This window comes from Microbacterium sp. PA5 (assembly GCF_049860775.1).
In the GTDB taxonomy this organism is placed as follows: Bacteria; Actinomycetota; Actinomycetes; order Actinomycetales; family Microbacteriaceae; genus Microbacterium.
The window spans coordinates 1,234,530-1,249,352 of the sequence record NZ_CP187567.1; the positions used below are offsets into that span (position 1 = coordinate 1,234,530).

Genomic DNA, 14,823 nt, shown 5'->3' on the forward strand with positions numbered 1-14,823 from the left:
AGGATCGGAGGATCGATCTGCGAAGCCGAAAGGACCATGTCGTGAGCGACGAGAACTTCCCCCCTGCGTCAGCACGTTCAGCAGGCTCAGCAACCGACCCCGCGGCCGCCGACGTCGACGCTCCCGCCTCCGAGGTCTCCGGCGAGGAATCGCCGACCGGTGAGGAGCGCGCCGCGCAGTACGGAGTCGGGCCCTTCACGATCCGCGAGGTGTCCCTTCTCGGGGTGTGGCTGATCGCCTTCCTGGTGTCGTTCTTCTCCGTCTGGGTGGAGGCGCCGGTGTCGTCCGTCCTGCTGCCCTCGGGGTCGGTCTGGAGCACGGGCATCGACTGGGTCCTGACGATCGGAGTCCCGACCGTCGCCGTCTTCCTGATCGTCCTGCGCCGGTTCTCGCCCGACGGCATCCGCCGTGTCGGCTCGCTGGCCGTCGATCAGTTCGCCTCGGTGGCCTTCTCCGTGTCGGCTGTCGTGTGGCTGGGCGTGCTGTGGACCAACATCTCCCGAGGCATCCAGACGGGCCTGTGGCTGAACAGCTGGGTCGTCTGGGTCGAGTTCTTCCTGATGGTCGCGGGTGTGTTCCTCACCGTGCTGGCGCCGTTCATCCAGCCGTTCGACGAGGACTTCGCCGGCCGTCCGCAGACCGCCGCGCACCGCAACGCGCGTCCGGTGCGCCCGGTCGTGGCCCGTCCCGCCGCGCCCCGCGCGGCTGCCGACCGCTCCGCCGAGACGTTCGCCCCGGTGCCCGCCGCCGAGGCCGCACCCGTGGCAGCGGAGTCGGAGCCCGTCCGCGACGAGCCCGGACTGGACGAGACCGCCGCGTTCCCCTTCGCCGCCGAGGAGGACCCCACCGAGCAGGCGCCGGTGACGGCCACCCAGGCGTTCTGGGCCCTGTCGCCGGTGGAGCGCGACGTCGTCGATGAGAACGGTCTGCCGCTGTTCACCGTCGGGCCGACGGCCTGGGCGCTCGTGATCGAGGACCGAGGCGACCGCTTCGTGGTGCGCCACGAGGACGGACGGGTCGGGTACCTCACCGACATCTCGGGAGTCACGCGCGGCTGAGCGGACCGGCGTGAAGCCGGTGCCGGCGGCGAGGCTGCCGGGGACCGGCGGCTCCGGGCGGCGCCCACGCGCCGGTACGCTGGAGGCATGCTGCGAACGATCGACCTGCGGGGTCGCGCTCTCACGCCGACAGAGCTCCTGGCTGCCGTCCCTCGGGCCGGTGCGGCTCGAGACGAGGCGCTGGCGACGGCGGCACGGATCGTCGCCGACGTCGCCGCTCGGGGCGAGGACGCCCTCCGCGAGCAGGCCTCGCGCTTCGACGGGGTGGACGGCCACGCCATCCGGGTGCCGCAGCATCACCTCGACGAGGCGCTCGCCTCGCTCGATCCCGATGTCCGCGCCGCACTCGACGAGGCCATCAGCCGCGTGCGGCGCGCCTCGGCCGCGCAGGTGCCCGCAGCGGTCGTGACCGAGCTCGGTCCGGGCGCGCGGGTGGAGCAGCGCTGGCGCCCCGTCCAGCGCGTCGGTGTCTACGTGCCCGGCGGCAAGGCCGTGTACCCCTCCAGCGTCGTGATGAACGTCGTCCCGGCGCAGGTCGCCGGCGTGGCAGAGGTCGCCCTGGCCTCGCCGCCGCAGCAGGACCACGGCGGCCGGATCCACCCGGTCATCCTCGCCGCCGCCCGGCTCCTGAACGTGAACGAGGTGTACGCGATGGGGGGAGCGGGCGCGATCGGCGCCTACGCCCACGGCATCCCGTCCCTGGACCTCGCGCCCGTCGACGTCATCTCCGGCCCGGGCAACAACTTCGTGGCCCTGGCCAAGCGCGTCGTCGCCGGGATGGTCGGCACCGACTCGGAAGCCGGCGCGACCGAGATCCTCATCGTCGCGGACGACACCGCCGATGCGGGGCTCGTGGCAGCCGACCTCATCAGCCAGGCGGAGCACGACGAGCAGGCCGCGGCAGTGCTGGTCACGCCGTCGGCAGAGCTGGCCGATGCCGTGGCCGCGGAGGTGGATCGCCGCAGCGCCATCACACGTCACCGTGCTCGCGTTGCCCAGGCGCTCACCGGCCCGCAGTCGGCGATCGTGCTCGTCGACGATGTCGAGGCGGCGACGCGGTTCAGCAACGCCTACGCTCCCGAGCATCTCGAGCTGCATCTGGCCGAGCCGCGCGTCGACGACTTCGTCAACGCCGGTGCCGTCTTCGTCGGAGACCACTCGCCGGTCAGTCTCGGCGACTACCTGGCCGGCAGCAACCACGTGCTTCCGACCGGTGGCCAGGCGCGGTACGCGTCGGGACTCTCCGCGTCGACGTTCCTCCGTCCGCAGCAGGTCATCGCCTACGACCGCGGCGCGCTGGAGGCCGTCCGCGAGGGGATCGTCGCGCTGGCCGAAGCCGAGGCGCTTCCTGCTCACGGCGAGGCGGTCACGGCGCGCTTCGCAGACCCGTCCCCGGCGTAGGCTGGAGGGACCATGCACTGCCCGTTCTGCCGCCACGCCGACTCCCGCGTCATCGACTCCCGTACGAGCGACGACGGACTCAGCATCCGCCGGCGCCGGCAGTGCCCGGAATGCGGCGGCCGGTTCTCGACGATCGAGACCGCGAGCCTCAACGTCATCAAGCGATCGGGTGTGATCGAGCCGTTCAGCCGGGAGAAGGTGATGTCCGGTGTGCGCAAGGCCTGTCAGGGCCGGCCCGTCACCGACTCCGACCTGGCGGTGCTGGCACAGGCGGTCGAGGAGGCCGTGCGGCAGACGGGATCGTCGCAGATCGACACCAACGAGATCGGCCTGGCGATCCTGGGGCCGCTGCGCAATCTGGACGAGGTGGCCTACCTGAGGTTCGCGAGCGTCTACCAGGCCTTCGACTCGCTCGAGGACTTCGAGGCGTCCATCTCGCAGCTGCGCGCCGACCACGCCGCCGCGCCGGCGCAGGACTGACCCCGCTTACTTCCGGTCCGCGCCGGACAGCGCGCGCGGGTCGGGCGCCCTAGGCTGAGTGGCGATGTATCCGTTCATCTTCCGCACCTTCTTCGCGCGCATGGACCCCGAGGTCGCCCACCACCTCGTCATGCCGGTCATCCGGCTCTTCGGCGTGCCTCCCGTGTCGTGGGTCGTGCGCGCGCTCACGCGTGCCGATCCGCGCCTGCGCACCGAGGCGCTCGGCCTCGTCTTCGACTCGCCGTTCGGGGTGGCGGCGGGATTCGACAAGAACGCCGTCGCGGTGAGCGGTCTCCACGCGCTCGGATTCGGTCACGTCGAGGTCGGCACCGTCACCGCGATCGCCCAGGAGGGAAACCCTCGGCCCCGCCTTTTCCGGCTGATCCCGGACCGTGCGCTGGTGAACCGGATGGGCTTCAACAACGCGGGTGCCGCCGCCGCCGCCGAGCGGCTGACGCGGCTGCGTCGCCGCGCGAGCCGGCCGGTGATCGGTGCCAACATCGGCAAGAGCCGGGTCGTCGACGTCGAGGACGCCACCGCGGACTACGTGACGAGCACGCGCCTGGTCGCACCGGTCGCCGATTACCTCGTCGTGAACGTCTCGTCGCCCAACACCCCGGGGCTGCGGGGGCTGCAGGCGGTCGAGACCCTGCGCCCGCTGCTGGTCGCCGTGCGGGAGGCCGCGGGGGCGACGCCGCTGCTGGTCAAGATCGCCCCCGACCTCCCCGACGACGAGGTGGGCGCCATCGCACGGCTGGCCGTCGACGCGGGTCTGGCCGGCCTGGTGGCGACGAACACGACGATCTCGCGCGACGGACTGGCGACCGATGCCGCGAAGGTCGCTGCCGCGGGTGCCGGCGGGCTCTCCGGACCGCCTCTGCGCGTTCGCGCGCTGGAGGTCCTGCGGATCGTCCGCGCTGCGGTTCCGCCCGAGTTCTGCGTGATCGCGGCCGGCGGCGTCGAGACGGCGGCCGACGTCCGCGAGCGGCTGGAGGCCGGCGCCGATCTGGTGCAGGGCTACACCGGGTTCATCTACCGCGGACCCCTCTGGGCGCGGCAGATCAACCGCGGACTCGTCGCCGGCTGACGGCGTCTCCCCGTCGGCGGGTCAGGCCGGGTGCTGACCGCGCTTGACCTGAGGCTTCGGCAGTCGCATGAACCGCATCTGGATCGTGCGCATCGCCGAGTACCAGCCGAGGCCCTTCTCGCGCCGGTCTCCCCACTTGGCGGCGGCGGCGCGCTTGACGCGGATGCTCGTGATGATCATGTCGCCCACGACGAACATGATGAACACCCAGAGGGCGACGAAGCCGTAGTAGACCACAGCCGCGTTGGGCCACAGGCTCAGCAGGATGACGACCACCATCAGCGGCATCATCAGCTCGCCGATGTGCCAGCCGGCATCGACGAAGTCGCGGGCGAAGCGGCGCTGGGGACCCTTGTCGCGAGCCGGGAGATACTTCTCCTCGCCGTTGGCCATGCCGATGCGGGCCTTGTCGCGCTGGGCCGCCAGGTCGGACTTCGCCCGTGCGCGCGCCTCCTTCGTGTCGGCCACCAGGGGACGCTTCCGTGCGGCCTCCTGCTCGGCGCGCGTGGGCGTCGGCCTGTTCTTGCCGGCGCCGACGGGGGCGTCCGGCTCGGTGTCGGGAGCGGGGGCGGCGGGAGTCTTGGCCACGGGAGGAACCTCGGATCAGCGGAGAAGGTGCCCCATAAGATTACCCGCATGACCTCCGAACTGTCCCGGCGTGACGCCGTGCGTGCCGCCGCGTCCGATGCCGTCCCCGCCGCCCTCGCCGACCTCGGCGCACTCGTGCGCATCCCCTCGGTCGCCTTTCCCGGATTCGACCGTGGCGAGGTGGAGCGCAGCGCGGCGGCGGTCAAGGGGCTGCTGGACGGACTCGGGATCTTCGACCGGGTCGAGGTGAAGACGGCGGTGGTCCCGGAGACGGGCCAGGAGGGGATGCCGGCGGTCCTCGCGACGCGCGCCGCCCGCAACGGACGCCCGACGATCCTCCTCTACGCGCATCACGACGTGCAGCCCGTGGGCGACGAGTCGCTCTGGGAGTCGCCGCCGTTCGAGCCCACCGTCCGCGACGGCCGGGTGTACGGACGCGGGGCCGCGGACGACAAGGCCGGCGTCATGGCGCACGTGGGGGCGCTCCGTGCGCTCATCGCCGCGCTCGGCACGGACTTCGACCTCGGCGTGAATCTGTTCATCGAGGGGGAGGAGGAGGCCGGGTCGGCCTCGTTCGCCCAGTTCCTCAGCGACAACGCCGATGCGCTCCGCGCCGACGTCATCGTGGTGGCCGACTCCGGCAACTGGGACGCGGTCACCCCGGCGCTGACGGTCTCGCTCCGCGGCAACACCCGCTTCACGCTCGGGGTGAAGACGCTCGAGCACGCCTCCCACTCCGGCATGTTCGGGGGAGCGGTGCCCGACGCCATGCTCGCCACCGTGAAGCTCCTCTCGACCCTGTGGGACGAAGACGGCGCGGTGGCCGTCCCCGGACTCCTCGAGCGCGCGGCGGAGACCCCGGACTACTCCGAGGAGACGCTCCGCAGCGAGGCGGGCCTTCCCGAGGGCGTGAGCCCGGTCGGTCGGGGCACCATCCTCAGTCGGATCTGGAACAAGCCGTCCATCACGGTGACGGGGATCGACTTCCCGTCCGTCAAGAACGCCTCCAACACGCTCACGCCGGAGCTGTCCGTCGTCATCAGCGCTCGCGTGGCGCCCGGACAGCGGGCGGCCGACGCCTTCGCCGCCATCGAGGCGCACCTGCGGGCGCACGCCCCTTTCGGCGCCCAGCTGTCGTTCCGCGACGTGGACTCGGGCGATGCGTTCCTGGTCGACACCGACGGCTGGGCCGTGGAGCGGGCGAAGGCCGCACTGGCCGAGGGGTACGGCGTGGACGCCGTGGACATCGGCGTGGGGGGATCGATCCCGTTCATCGCCGACCTGGTCCGCGAGTTCCCGGGGGCGCAGATCCTCGTCACCGGAGTGGAGGACCCGCACGCGCGCGCTCACAGCCCGAACGAGTCGCTGCATCTCGACACCTTCCGCCACGCCCTCGTCTCGGAGGCCCTGCTGCTGGAGAGCCTCGACGCCACCGCGCTCTGAACCGCCCGACGCGGCGGCGACTCGGGGCCTCTCCCGCCCAGAGGGCGTAGAATCGTGGCATCCGCCGTCCCGGCCCCTGAAGGGCACTGACGGCCCGAGATCCTGGGAGAGTCATGACCGACATCGCCACGTCGCCCGCCGCCGTCACGCCCGCTCACGGAGTGGCGCTGACCGATGCCGCCGCCGCAAAGGTGAAGAGTCTCCTGAGCCAGGAGAACCGCGACGACCTGCGCCTGCGCGTGGCCGTGCAGCCCGGCGGATGCTCGGGTCTGATCTACCAGCTGTACTTCGACGAGCGCTTCCTCGACGGCGACAAGGCCGTGGAGTTCGACGGCGTCGAGGTCATCGTCGACGACATGTCCGTGCCGTACCTCGACGGCGCGAAGATCGACTTCAAGGACACCATCTCGGAGCAGGGGTTCACCATCGACAACCCCAACGCGGCCGGCAGCTGCGCCTGCGGCGACAGCTTCCACTGAGGCGCGCTTCCCGCGGGGCTCGGGCCCCCTCCGAGAGTCGGGACATCCTGGACGGATGGCCTGAATCGGGTAGGAGGTTGCCCTAGACTTGCTGGTGTTCGACCTTCATGACCCCGAAAGGTGCACCGTGCGCGTCAAACGTCGCCTCCGCTGGGCCGTCATCCCGCTCGGGATCGCCACCGCGATCACCCTTGCGGCTTGCACGCCGACTGAGCTGAACGGCTACCTTCCGGGCTTCACCGAAGACGGCACGCAGGCCACCAACCGCACCGAGATGGTCTCCGGCCTCTGGGTCAACTCGTGGATCGTTCTCCTCGTGGTCGGCGTGGTCACCTGGGCGCTGATGGGCTTCGCCGCCGTCGCGTACCGCCGCCGCAAGGGCCAGAGCGGCCTGCCGGTGCAGATGCGCTATAACATGCCGATCGAGATCTTCTACACGATCGTGCCGCTCATCCTGGTCATCGGATTCTTCGCGTTCACCGCCCGCGACCAGGCGATCCTCGAGACCCAGTACGAGGACCCGGACGTCTGCGTCACGGCCATCGGCAAGCAGTGGGCCTGGGACTTCCAGTACACCGAGAGCGACTGCGAGCAGGCCGACGCCGCGGTGTGGTCGATGGGCGTCCAGGCTCAGACCGACGCGCAGGGCAACATCACCAGCGAGCTTCCGACGCTCTACCTCCCGGTCGACCAGGAGGTGAAGATCAAGCTCGTCTCGCGCGACGTGATCCACTCGTTCTGGATCATCGACTTCCTGTACAAGAAGGACATGTACATCGGCAAGGACAATTACTGGTCCTTCACCCCCACGCGCGTGGGCGAGTACGACGGCAAGTGCGCCGAGCTCTGCGGCCAGTACCACTCGATGATGCTGTTCAAGGTCAAGGTGGTCGAGCAGGCCGAGTACGACGCCTACCTCGCGTCGCTGCGCGATGCCGGTCAGACCGGTGACATCAACGACGCCTACGACCGCCTGCAGAACCTGCCGGGCACGGGCGCCCCGACCGACTCCGAGGGAGACCACTGATGGCGACGACGCTTCCGCTCCAGGGCGAGACGCACAGCCGTCCCTCCACCCTTCCGCCTCGCCAGGCCGCGCTGCTGAGCGCTTCGCGCGTCGAGCAGAAGGGCAACGTGATCGTCAAGTGGATCACGTCGACCGACCACAAGACCATCGGGTACATGTACCTGATCGCCTCTGTGCTGTTCTTCCTCCTCGGCGGCGTGATGGCCCTCATCATCCGCGCCGAGCTCTTCGAGCCGGGCATGCAGGTGATCCCGACCAAGGATCAGTACAACCAGCTGTTCACGATGCACGGCACGATCATGCTGCTGATGTTCGCGACGCCGCTGTTCGCGGGCTTCGCCAACGCCATCCTGCCGCTGCAGCTGGGCGCTCCCGACGTCGCCTTCCCGCGCCTGAACGCGTTCGCCCTGTGGCTGTTCATCTTCGGCTCGCTCATCGCGATCGCCGGCTTCCTCACGCCCCAGGGAGCGGCCGCCTTCGGCTGGTTCGCCTATCAGCCGCTGGCCAACGCCAGCTTCTCGCCCGGTGCGGGAGGAAACCTCTGGATGCTCGGCCTGGGCATGAGCGGCTTCGGCACCATCCTCGGCGCGGTCAACTTCATCACGACGATCATCACGATGCGCGCGCCCGGCATGACCATGTGGCGTCTGCCGATCTTCTCGTGGAACACGCTCGTCACGAGCATCCTCGTGCTGATGGCCTTCCCGGTCCTGGCGGCGGCGATCCTCGCAGCCGCGGCGGACCGCGTGCTCGGCGCCCACATCTACGACCCGGCCAACGGCGGCGTGCTCCTCTGGCAGCACCTGTTCTGGTTCTTCGGGCACCCCGAGGTGTACATCATCGCGCTGCCGTTCTTCGGCATCGTCTCCGAGATCTTCCCGGTGTTCAGCCGCAAGCCGATCTTCGGCTACAAGACCCTCGTCTACGCGACGATCGCGATCGCCGCCCTGTCGGTCTCGGTGTGGGCGCACCACATGTACGTCACCGGTGCCGTGCTGCTGCCGTTCTTCGCTCTGATGACGATGCTGATCGCGGTGCCGACGGGCGTGAAGATCTTCAACTGGATCGGCACGCTCTGGCGAGGCTCCGTGACCTTCGAGACGCCGATGGTGTTCTCGCTCGGCTTCCTGGTGTCCTTCGTCTTCGGTGGCCTCACCGGCGTGATCCTCGCATCGCCCCCGCTGACGTTCCACACCTCGGACTCCTACTTCGTCGTGGCGCACTTCCACTACGTCGTCTTCGGCACCGTGGTGTTCGCGATGTTCGCCGGCTTCTACTTCTGGTGGCCGAAGTGGACGGGGCGCATGCTCAACGAGCGCCTCGGCATGGTGCACTTCTGGATGCTGTTCATCGGCTTCCACATGACGTTCCTCATTCAGCACTGGCTGGGCGTCGACGGCATGGTCCGCCGCTACGCCGACTACTCGGCTGCCGACGGCTGGACGCTGGGCAACCAGGTCTCCACCGTCGGTGCGATGATCCTCGGCGCCTCGATGATCCCGTTCTTCCTGAACGTCTGGCTGACCTCGCGCACCGCGCCGAAGGTCACGGTCAACGACCCGTGGGGCTACGGGGCGTCGCTCGAGTGGGCGACCAGCTGCCCGCCGCCGCGGCACAACTTCACCTCGATCCCGAGGATCCGCAGCGAGCGCCCGGCGTTCGATCTGAACCACCCCGAGGCCGGAATCCCGGTCGGCGTGGGGCCGGCGAAGGATGCTCCCGATGCGCCCGTCGTCGACCTCGCCGAGGGAGAGGTGAAGTAAGTGAAGACCAACGTCAACCTCTGGTGGATCCTCGCCGGCTTCTTCCTCCTGTGCACGGTCATGTACACGTGGTGGAACATCATCGAGCACTCCAGCCTGCCGTGGTACAACGCCATCGAGTGGGTGGGCACGACCGCCCTCCTGTTCACGGTGTTCATGGCCGCGATGATCGCCTTCTACGTGCACCGCGTGCACCGCGCCCAGCGTGGTGAGCTGCCGGAGGACATCCTGACGGCCGACATCGACGACGGTGACCCCGAGCTCGGCGAGTTCAGCCCCTGGTCCTGGTGGCCGCTGGTGCTGGCCTTCTCCGCGGCTCTGGCGATCGTCGGTCTCGCGGTGGGCACCTTCCTGCTGCCCATCGGTGTCGCGGTGTTCCTCGTCGCCATCGTCGGCTGGGTCTACGAGTACTACCGCGGTTACTTCGCGCGCTGACCGGATGACGTTCCGGCTTCGCGCCGCCGTCTTCTCGGACGTCGGCCCGCATCGCGATGCCAACCAGGATGCAGCGTTCGCCGCGTCCTGGGGGGCGGCGGTCGCTGACGGTGTCGGGGGAGGCCCGGCGGGAGACCTCGCGTCGGCGGCGCTCGTGCATCGTCTCGTCGCGGGCGGCAGCGACGTCGGCGACGCCGACGAGCTCGAGGTCCGCATCCGAGGAGCGAACTGGGACCTGGGCGCCCACGTACGGCGCGATCCGACACTGGCCGGGATGGCGACGACCTTCACATGCCTGTGGCTCGACCGCCACGGCGGTCTGCTGCTCGCGCACACCGGCGACTCCCGGGCCTACCTTCTGCGCGACGGGCACCTCATCCGCCAGACGCGCGACGACTCCTACGTCCAGGTGCTCGTCGACCAGGGCATCGTCAGCGCCGCGGACGCCATGAGCCATCCTCGCCGCAACATCATCACGGCTTCGCTCCGCGGTGACGACACCGATCACGTGCGCGTCGTGGACAGGCTCCCCGTGGAGGGCGACCGCTGGCTGCTGTGCAGCGACGGCGTGAGCGACTATCTGCCCGACGATGTGATCGCCGACCTCGTCGGGATTGACGTCGAGGTCGATGCCGCGGCGCAGCTCATCGTCTCGGCGGCCCTGGAGGCGGGGTCGCGCGACAACGTCACCGCCGTGGTGTGCGACGTGGAGCGCGGCGCTCCGGGCGTGGAGGAGCCGTCTTGGGCCGGTGCCGCGGCCGACCGGTTCGCCGGCGACCTCAGCGGCCTCGCCGGCTGATCAGGGCCGCCACCGCGTCGACGGGGTCAGGGGCGCACGTACATCACGAGCGGGTCGAACGTGCGCGGGACGGGACCCGCGGCGTTCTCCGTCGGCAGTCCCTCCCGCACCCAGTACTCGTAGCCGCCGATCATCTCCCGCACTCGGTAGCCGATGCGCGCGAACTCGAGGGCGCCCTTGGCGCCGGCGTTGCATCCCGGGCTCCAGCAGTACACGACCACGGGAAGGGAGGGGTCGAGCTCCTGCGGCGCGCCCGCGGCGATGTCGCGATACGGCATGTGCACGGCCCCGGCCACGTGACCCTGGTTCCACGCCTCGGTGCTCCGGACATCGACGAGGGTGAATCGGTCGCCCGCCCGCTGGGCGGCGTAGACATCCGAGGGGTCGGTCTCGTGCTCGAGCTTGGCGCTGAAGTAGGCGATGGCATCCGTCATGACTCGACGCTACGGGAACGCAGAGGCGGCGAGGGTGACCTCGACGGTCACGCCTCGCCGCTTTTCTGCCGCGTAGGACTCAGTCGTCCTTCGGCTTCTTGGGCTTCTTCTTGTCGCCGTCGTCGTCGGGGATGATCACGTTGGAGGGCCGGTTGGCCGTCTCCCCGTTGTGCCCGTCGTCGATCGGGTGCAGCGGCGCGTCGGGCACGCCGGCGCGCTCGTGGGCACCCTGGAGCTCTGCGGTCTCCTCGGCGGCGATGTGCTCAAGCGTGTGGTGCTGGTGGGCGCGCGCGTCGTCGATGTCGGCCTGCGTGAGCGGCACCAGACGGTCCTCGAAGAACCACCGCGAGATGGCGGAGCGGAGGTTCTGGTGCCACGCGATCCGGCCTCGGTCGTCCGGGCGGACGACGAGGGGCGCGTTCGTCTCGAAGTCGACGAGCTTGACGAGCTCGTACTGGTCCACCGGCTGGTGCACCTCGATGTACTCGCCACCCGGAAGGCGGACGATGCGACCCGACTCGTAGCCGTGCAGAGCGATCTCCCGATCCTTCTTCTGCAGGGCCAGCGCGATCCGCTTGCTGATGAAGTAGCCGAAGATCGGTCCCAGGATCAGCAGCGCCTGCAGCGTGTGGATCACGCCTTCCATCGTGAGATGGAAGTGCGTCGCGATGATGTCCGACGAGGCGGCTGCCCACAGCACGGCGTAGAAGATCACGCCGGCGACGCCGATGGCGGTCCGGGTCGGTGCGTGACGCGGACGCTGTGCGATGTGGTGCTCGCGCTTGTCGCCCGTGATCCACGCCTCGATGAAGGGGTAGAGCATCACCAGCACGATGAAGACACCCAGGCCGGCGAGCGGTATGAGGATGTTGAACGACCACGTGCGGTCGAACAGCACGAACTCCAGATGCGGCGGGACCAGGCGCAGCGCGCCGTCGGCGAAGCCGATGTACCAGTCGGGCTGCGTGCCGGCCGACACGGGGGAGGGGTCGTACGGCCCGTAGTTCCAGATCGGGTTGATCGTGAACAGCGAGGCGATCAGCACGATCACGCCGAAGGTGATGAAGAAGAACCCGCCCATCTTGGACATGTAGACGGGCATCATCGGGTAGCCCACGACGTTGCTGTTCGTACGGCCGGGGCCGGCGAACTGCGTGTGCTTGTTGACGATCATCAGCATGAGGTGCACGGCGAGCAGGGCGACGAGGATCGCCGGCAGCAGCAGGATGTGCAGCACGTAGAGACGACCGACGATGTCGGTTCCCGGGAACTCGCCGCCGAACAGGAGGAACGAGGTCCACGTGCCGATCAGCGGGATGCCCTTGATCATGCCGTCGATGATCCGCAGGCCGTTGCCCGACAGCAGGTCGTCGGGGAGCGAGTAGCCGGTGAAGCCCTCGCCCATCGCGAGAATGAAGAGCACGAAGCCGATCACCCAGTTGAGCTCACGCGGCTTGCGGAAGGCGCCGGTGAAGAACACGCGCAGCATGTGCACGCCGATGCCGGCCACGAAGACCAGGGCGGCCCAGTGATGGATCTGGCGGACGAGGAGACCGCCGCGGATGTCGAACGAGATCCTCAGCGTCGAGTCGAGCGCCGCCGACATCTCCACGCCGACCATGGGGAGGTACGCGCCCTCGTAGTGCGTCTCGACCATGGAGGCCTGGAAGAAGAACGTCAGGAACGTCCCCGACAGCAGGACGACGACGAAGCTCCACAGCGCGATCTCGCCGAGCATGAACGACCAGTGGTCGGGGAAGATCTTGCGTCCGAGCTCCTTGACGAAGCCGGAGATGCTCGTGCGCTCATCGATGTAGTTCGCGGCACCGGCGATGAAGCGGCCGCCCAGGGGCTTCTCGGGCTGCGTCTTCTCGGAGTCCGTCTGGTGGACAGTCGCGGTGCTCAATGGCGCTCCCAGAAGCTCGGGCCGACGGGTTCGTGGAAATCGTCCTGCGCGATGAGGTAGCCCTCGTCGTCGACGGTGATCGGCAGCTGCGGCAGCGGCCGGGCGGCCGGGCCGAAGATGACCGCGGCCGACCGCGACACGTCGAACTGCGACTGGTGGCACGGGCACAGGAGGTGGTGGGTCTGCTGCTCGTACAGCGCGACAGGGCAGCCGACGTGCGTGCAGACCTTCGAGTACGCGACGATGCCGTCGTAGGCCCACTCGAGGTTGTTGTGCTCGGCGGGGAGCTGCTCGGGCAGCAGGCGCATGAGCAGCACGATCGCCTTGGCCTTCTCCTCGAGGTAGCCCTCGTGGTGGCTCAGCTCGGCCAGCGGCTGCGGGATCACGTGCACGGCCGAGCCGAGCGTCAGGTCGGCAGCGCGGATCGGCTCGCCACTGGGGTCGTGCGCGAGGCGCATGCCCTTCTTCCACATGGTGTGGCTCAGCAGCGCGACCGGGTCGCCGGCGATGGGGTGCTCTTCGGAGCTCTCCGGGGCGAGGCCGCGGAACAGCACGATCCCCGGCGCGACGGAGGCCACGAGCGCGGCGATCAGCGAGTTGCGGATGACGGTCCGACGTCCGAAGCCGGACTCCTCGTTCGCCTCGCGGAACGCCTGCACCGCAGCGTCACGCGTCGTGTCGCGTCCGCGGGTCGCGTGACGCGGCTCGATGAACTCCTTGTCGGACATGATCGCCTTGGACCAGTGGATGGCCCCGACGCCGATGGCGAAGAGCGCGAGCGCGATGCCCAGCCCGATGAACAGGTTGTTGTGGCGGATGTCGATGATCCGACCGCTCTCGATCGGGAAGAGCATGTAGGCGGCGATCGCCCAGATGCTGCCCGCGAGGGAGAGGTAGAAGAGCGTGTACACCGTGCGGACCGCGCGCTTCATGGCGGCGGGGTCCTTGTCGGTCGTGCGTGCCCGGTGCGGCGGCAGGCCGGGGTTCTGCACGGGGTCGGGAACCGCGACCGCGAGCCCGGGGGAAGGCTTCCATGAAGCCCTCTCGTGCTCGAGCGCGTCTTCCTCGTGTGCCATGGTGCTCCTCGTACGTTCCGTCAGTGAGGTTTTCGATCAGTTCGACTTGGCCGTGATCCACACGGTCAGCGCGATGAGTGCGCCGATGCCGAAGATCCAGATGAACAGGCCCTCCGAGACCGGTCCGAGCGAGCCGAGGGAGAACCCGCCGGCCGACTCGTTCTGCTGCATCCACATCAGCGCCGAGATGATGTCGCGCTTCTCGTCGGTGGTGAGGGTCATGTCGTTGAAGACGGGCATGTTCTGCGGGCCGGTGACCATCGCCGCGTAGATGTGGAGCGGGCTGGTGCTCGTCAGGGCCGGCGCGTACTTGCCCTCGGTGAGCGCGCCGCCGGCGGCCGCCACGTTGTGGCACATCGCGCAGTTGATGCGGAAGAGCTCGGCTCCGTTGGCGACGTCGCCGCCGCCGTCGAGCGTCTCGTCGGACGGGTACGTCGGGCCGGGGGAGGTGGACTGCACCCAGGCGGCGACGGCACGGATCTGGTCCTCGGTGAACTGCACCGGCTTCTGCGGCGCCTGCGGGCCCTGCATCTGCAGCGGCATGCGGCCGGTCGACATCTGGAACTCGACGGCGAGCTCTCCGACGCCGTAGAGCGAGGGACCGTCGGCGGTGCCCTCCATGTTGAGGCCGTGGCAGGTCGCGCAGTTGGCCTGGAACAGCTTCTTGCCGTCTTCGACCGTGAGCGTGGACGTCGCCGCGGAGGTGGGTTCGGTCGCGGCCATCGCGGCGGAGGCGCCGGCGTAGATGCCGCCGCTGACGAGCAGTCCGATGCCGATGAGGGCGGCGGCGGCCCACTTGCTGCGGCGTCCGGTCTGGCGGCGCGGTGTCTTCGATGCCATGGAGGTT

General features: G+C 69.4%; 15 protein-coding genes. 10 read left to right on the forward strand and 5 right to left on the reverse strand.

The genetic code is table 11. The features are described 5' to 3' along the window. The first annotated feature begins 41 nt into the window (after positions 1-41). From ACPWUT_RS05690 to ACPWUT_RS05705, 4 genes are all read left to right on the forward strand, one after another. Complete coding sequence (locus ACPWUT_RS05690) at positions 42-1,058, forward strand: hypothetical protein (RefSeq protein ID WP_425841534.1); 1,017 nt, start codon at positions 42-44, stop codon at positions 1,056-1,058. A gap of 87 nt (positions 1,059-1,145) precedes the next feature. Further along, positions 1,146-2,459 (forward strand): histidinol dehydrogenase, encoded by a 1,314-nt coding sequence (hisD, locus tag ACPWUT_RS05695; protein ID WP_425841537.1) that lies wholly within the window; start codon positions 1,146-1,148, stop codon positions 2,457-2,459. Positions 2,460-2,471: 12 nt separating this feature from the next. Next, positions 2,472-2,939, forward strand: a complete 468-nt coding sequence (nrdR, locus tag ACPWUT_RS05700) for a transcriptional regulator NrdR (protein WP_284529509.1) — start codon at positions 2,472-2,474, stop codon at positions 2,937-2,939. A gap of 64 nt (positions 2,940-3,003) precedes the next feature. Further along, positions 3,004-4,026, forward strand: coding sequence for a quinone-dependent dihydroorotate dehydrogenase (locus ACPWUT_RS05705; RefSeq protein WP_284529510.1), 1,023 nt, complete (start codon positions 3,004-3,006; stop codon positions 4,024-4,026). A gap of 21 nt (positions 4,027-4,047) precedes the next feature. Here ACPWUT_RS05705 and ACPWUT_RS05710 read toward each other — a convergent pair whose 3' ends face one another. After that, the gene (locus ACPWUT_RS05710; protein WP_284529511.1) at positions 4,048-4,614 is read right to left on the reverse strand and encodes a DUF3043 domain-containing protein; all 567 of its coding nucleotides are present in this window, start codon (positions 4,612-4,614) and stop codon (positions 4,048-4,050) included. 48 nt (positions 4,615-4,662) lie between these two features. Between ACPWUT_RS05710 and ACPWUT_RS05715 the strand changes: the two genes are divergently transcribed. The 6 genes from ACPWUT_RS05715 (at position 4,663) to ACPWUT_RS05740 (ending at position 10,560) form a co-directional block, all read left to right on the forward strand. Next, positions 4,663-6,057: a dipeptidase gene (locus ACPWUT_RS05715; RefSeq protein WP_284529512.1), complete on the forward strand. Its 1,395-nt coding sequence runs from the start codon at positions 4,663-4,665 to the stop codon at positions 6,055-6,057. Between the two features lie 113 nt (positions 6,058-6,170). After that, positions 6,171-6,536 (forward strand): iron-sulfur cluster insertion protein ErpA, encoded by a 366-nt coding sequence (erpA, locus tag ACPWUT_RS05720; protein WP_284529513.1) that lies wholly within the window; start codon positions 6,171-6,173, stop codon positions 6,534-6,536. Between the two features lie 127 nt (positions 6,537-6,663). After that, positions 6,664-7,563 (forward strand): cytochrome c oxidase subunit II, encoded by a 900-nt coding sequence (gene coxB, locus ACPWUT_RS05725; RefSeq protein ID WP_425841544.1) that lies wholly within the window; start codon positions 6,664-6,666, stop codon positions 7,561-7,563. After that, positions 7,563-9,326 carry an aa3-type cytochrome oxidase subunit I gene (gene ctaD / locus ACPWUT_RS05730; RefSeq protein WP_284529515.1) on the forward strand — a complete coding sequence of 588 codons (1,764 nt, stop codon included), beginning with the start codon at positions 7,563-7,565 and terminating at the stop codon, positions 9,324-9,326. The genes coxB and ctaD overlap by 1 nt, the downstream gene beginning before the upstream one ends. After that, entirely contained in the window at positions 9,327-9,761 is a 435-nt protein-coding gene (locus ACPWUT_RS05735) for a cytochrome c oxidase subunit 4 (RefSeq protein ID WP_284529516.1), read from the forward strand. Between the two features lie 4 nt (positions 9,762-9,765). Continuing rightward, positions 9,766-10,560 (forward strand): PP2C family protein-serine/threonine phosphatase, encoded by a 795-nt coding sequence (locus ACPWUT_RS05740; protein WP_425841548.1) that lies wholly within the window; start codon positions 9,766-9,768, stop codon positions 10,558-10,560. A gap of 26 nt (positions 10,561-10,586) precedes the next feature. On the opposite strand, the gene ACPWUT_RS05745 is transcribed toward ACPWUT_RS05740, so the two are convergent. The 4 genes from ACPWUT_RS05745 to ACPWUT_RS05760 form a co-directional block, all read right to left on the reverse strand. Next, positions 10,587-10,994 carry a rhodanese-like domain-containing protein gene (locus ACPWUT_RS05745; protein ID WP_425841551.1) on the reverse strand — a complete coding sequence of 136 codons (408 nt, stop codon included), beginning with the start codon at positions 10,992-10,994 and terminating at the stop codon, positions 10,587-10,589. Between the two features lie 79 nt (positions 10,995-11,073). Next, on the reverse strand, positions 11,074-12,900 hold the full coding sequence (locus ACPWUT_RS05750; protein ID WP_425841554.1) for a cytochrome b: 1,827 nt from the start codon (positions 12,898-12,900) through the stop codon (positions 11,074-11,076). Beyond that, positions 12,897-13,976, reverse strand: coding sequence for a cytochrome bc1 complex Rieske iron-sulfur subunit (locus ACPWUT_RS05755; protein ID WP_284529522.1), 1,080 nt, complete (start codon positions 13,974-13,976; stop codon positions 12,897-12,899). The genes ACPWUT_RS05750 and ACPWUT_RS05755 overlap by 4 nt, the downstream gene beginning before the upstream one ends. 36 nt (positions 13,977-14,012) lie before the next feature. Next, positions 14,013-14,816 carry a cytochrome bc1 complex diheme cytochrome c subunit gene (locus tag ACPWUT_RS05760; protein WP_284529523.1) on the reverse strand — a complete coding sequence of 268 codons (804 nt, stop codon included), beginning with the start codon at positions 14,814-14,816 and terminating at the stop codon, positions 14,013-14,015. Between the last annotated feature and the right edge of the window lie 7 nt (positions 14,817-14,823).

Excerpts from the sequence above, each read along its gene's own strand:
- ACPWUT_RS05740 (WP_425841548.1), top strand. The coding sequence starts at position 9,766 with ATGACGTTCCGGCTTCGCGCCGCCGTCTTCTCGGACGTCGGCCCGCAT.
- ACPWUT_RS05715 (WP_284529512.1), top strand. The coding sequence starts at position 4,663 with ATGACCTCCGAACTGTCCCGGCGTGACGCCGTGCGTGCCGCCGCGTCC.
- ACPWUT_RS05755 (WP_284529522.1), bottom strand. The coding sequence starts at position 13,976 with ATGGCACACGAGGAAGACGCGCTCGAGCACGAGAGGGCTTCATGGAAG.
- ctaD (WP_284529515.1), top strand. The coding sequence starts at position 7,563 with ATGGCGACGACGCTTCCGCTCCAGGGCGAGACGCACAGCCGTCCCTCC.
- ACPWUT_RS05705 (WP_284529510.1), top strand. The coding sequence starts at position 3,004 with ATGTATCCGTTCATCTTCCGCACCTTCTTCGCGCGCATGGACCCCGAG.
- nrdR (WP_284529509.1), top strand. The coding sequence starts at position 2,472 with ATGCACTGCCCGTTCTGCCGCCACGCCGACTCCCGCGTCATCGACTCC.
- ACPWUT_RS05745 (WP_425841551.1), bottom strand. The coding sequence starts at position 10,994 with ATGACGGATGCCATCGCCTACTTCAGCGCCAAGCTCGAGCACGAGACC.
- hisD (WP_425841537.1), top strand. The coding sequence starts at position 1,146 with ATGCTGCGAACGATCGACCTGCGGGGTCGCGCTCTCACGCCGACAGAG.
- erpA (WP_284529513.1), top strand. The coding sequence starts at position 6,171 with ATGACCGACATCGCCACGTCGCCCGCCGCCGTCACGCCCGCTCACGGA.
- ACPWUT_RS05760 (WP_284529523.1), bottom strand. The coding sequence starts at position 14,816 with ATGGCATCGAAGACACCGCGCCGCCAGACCGGACGCCGCAGCAAGTGG.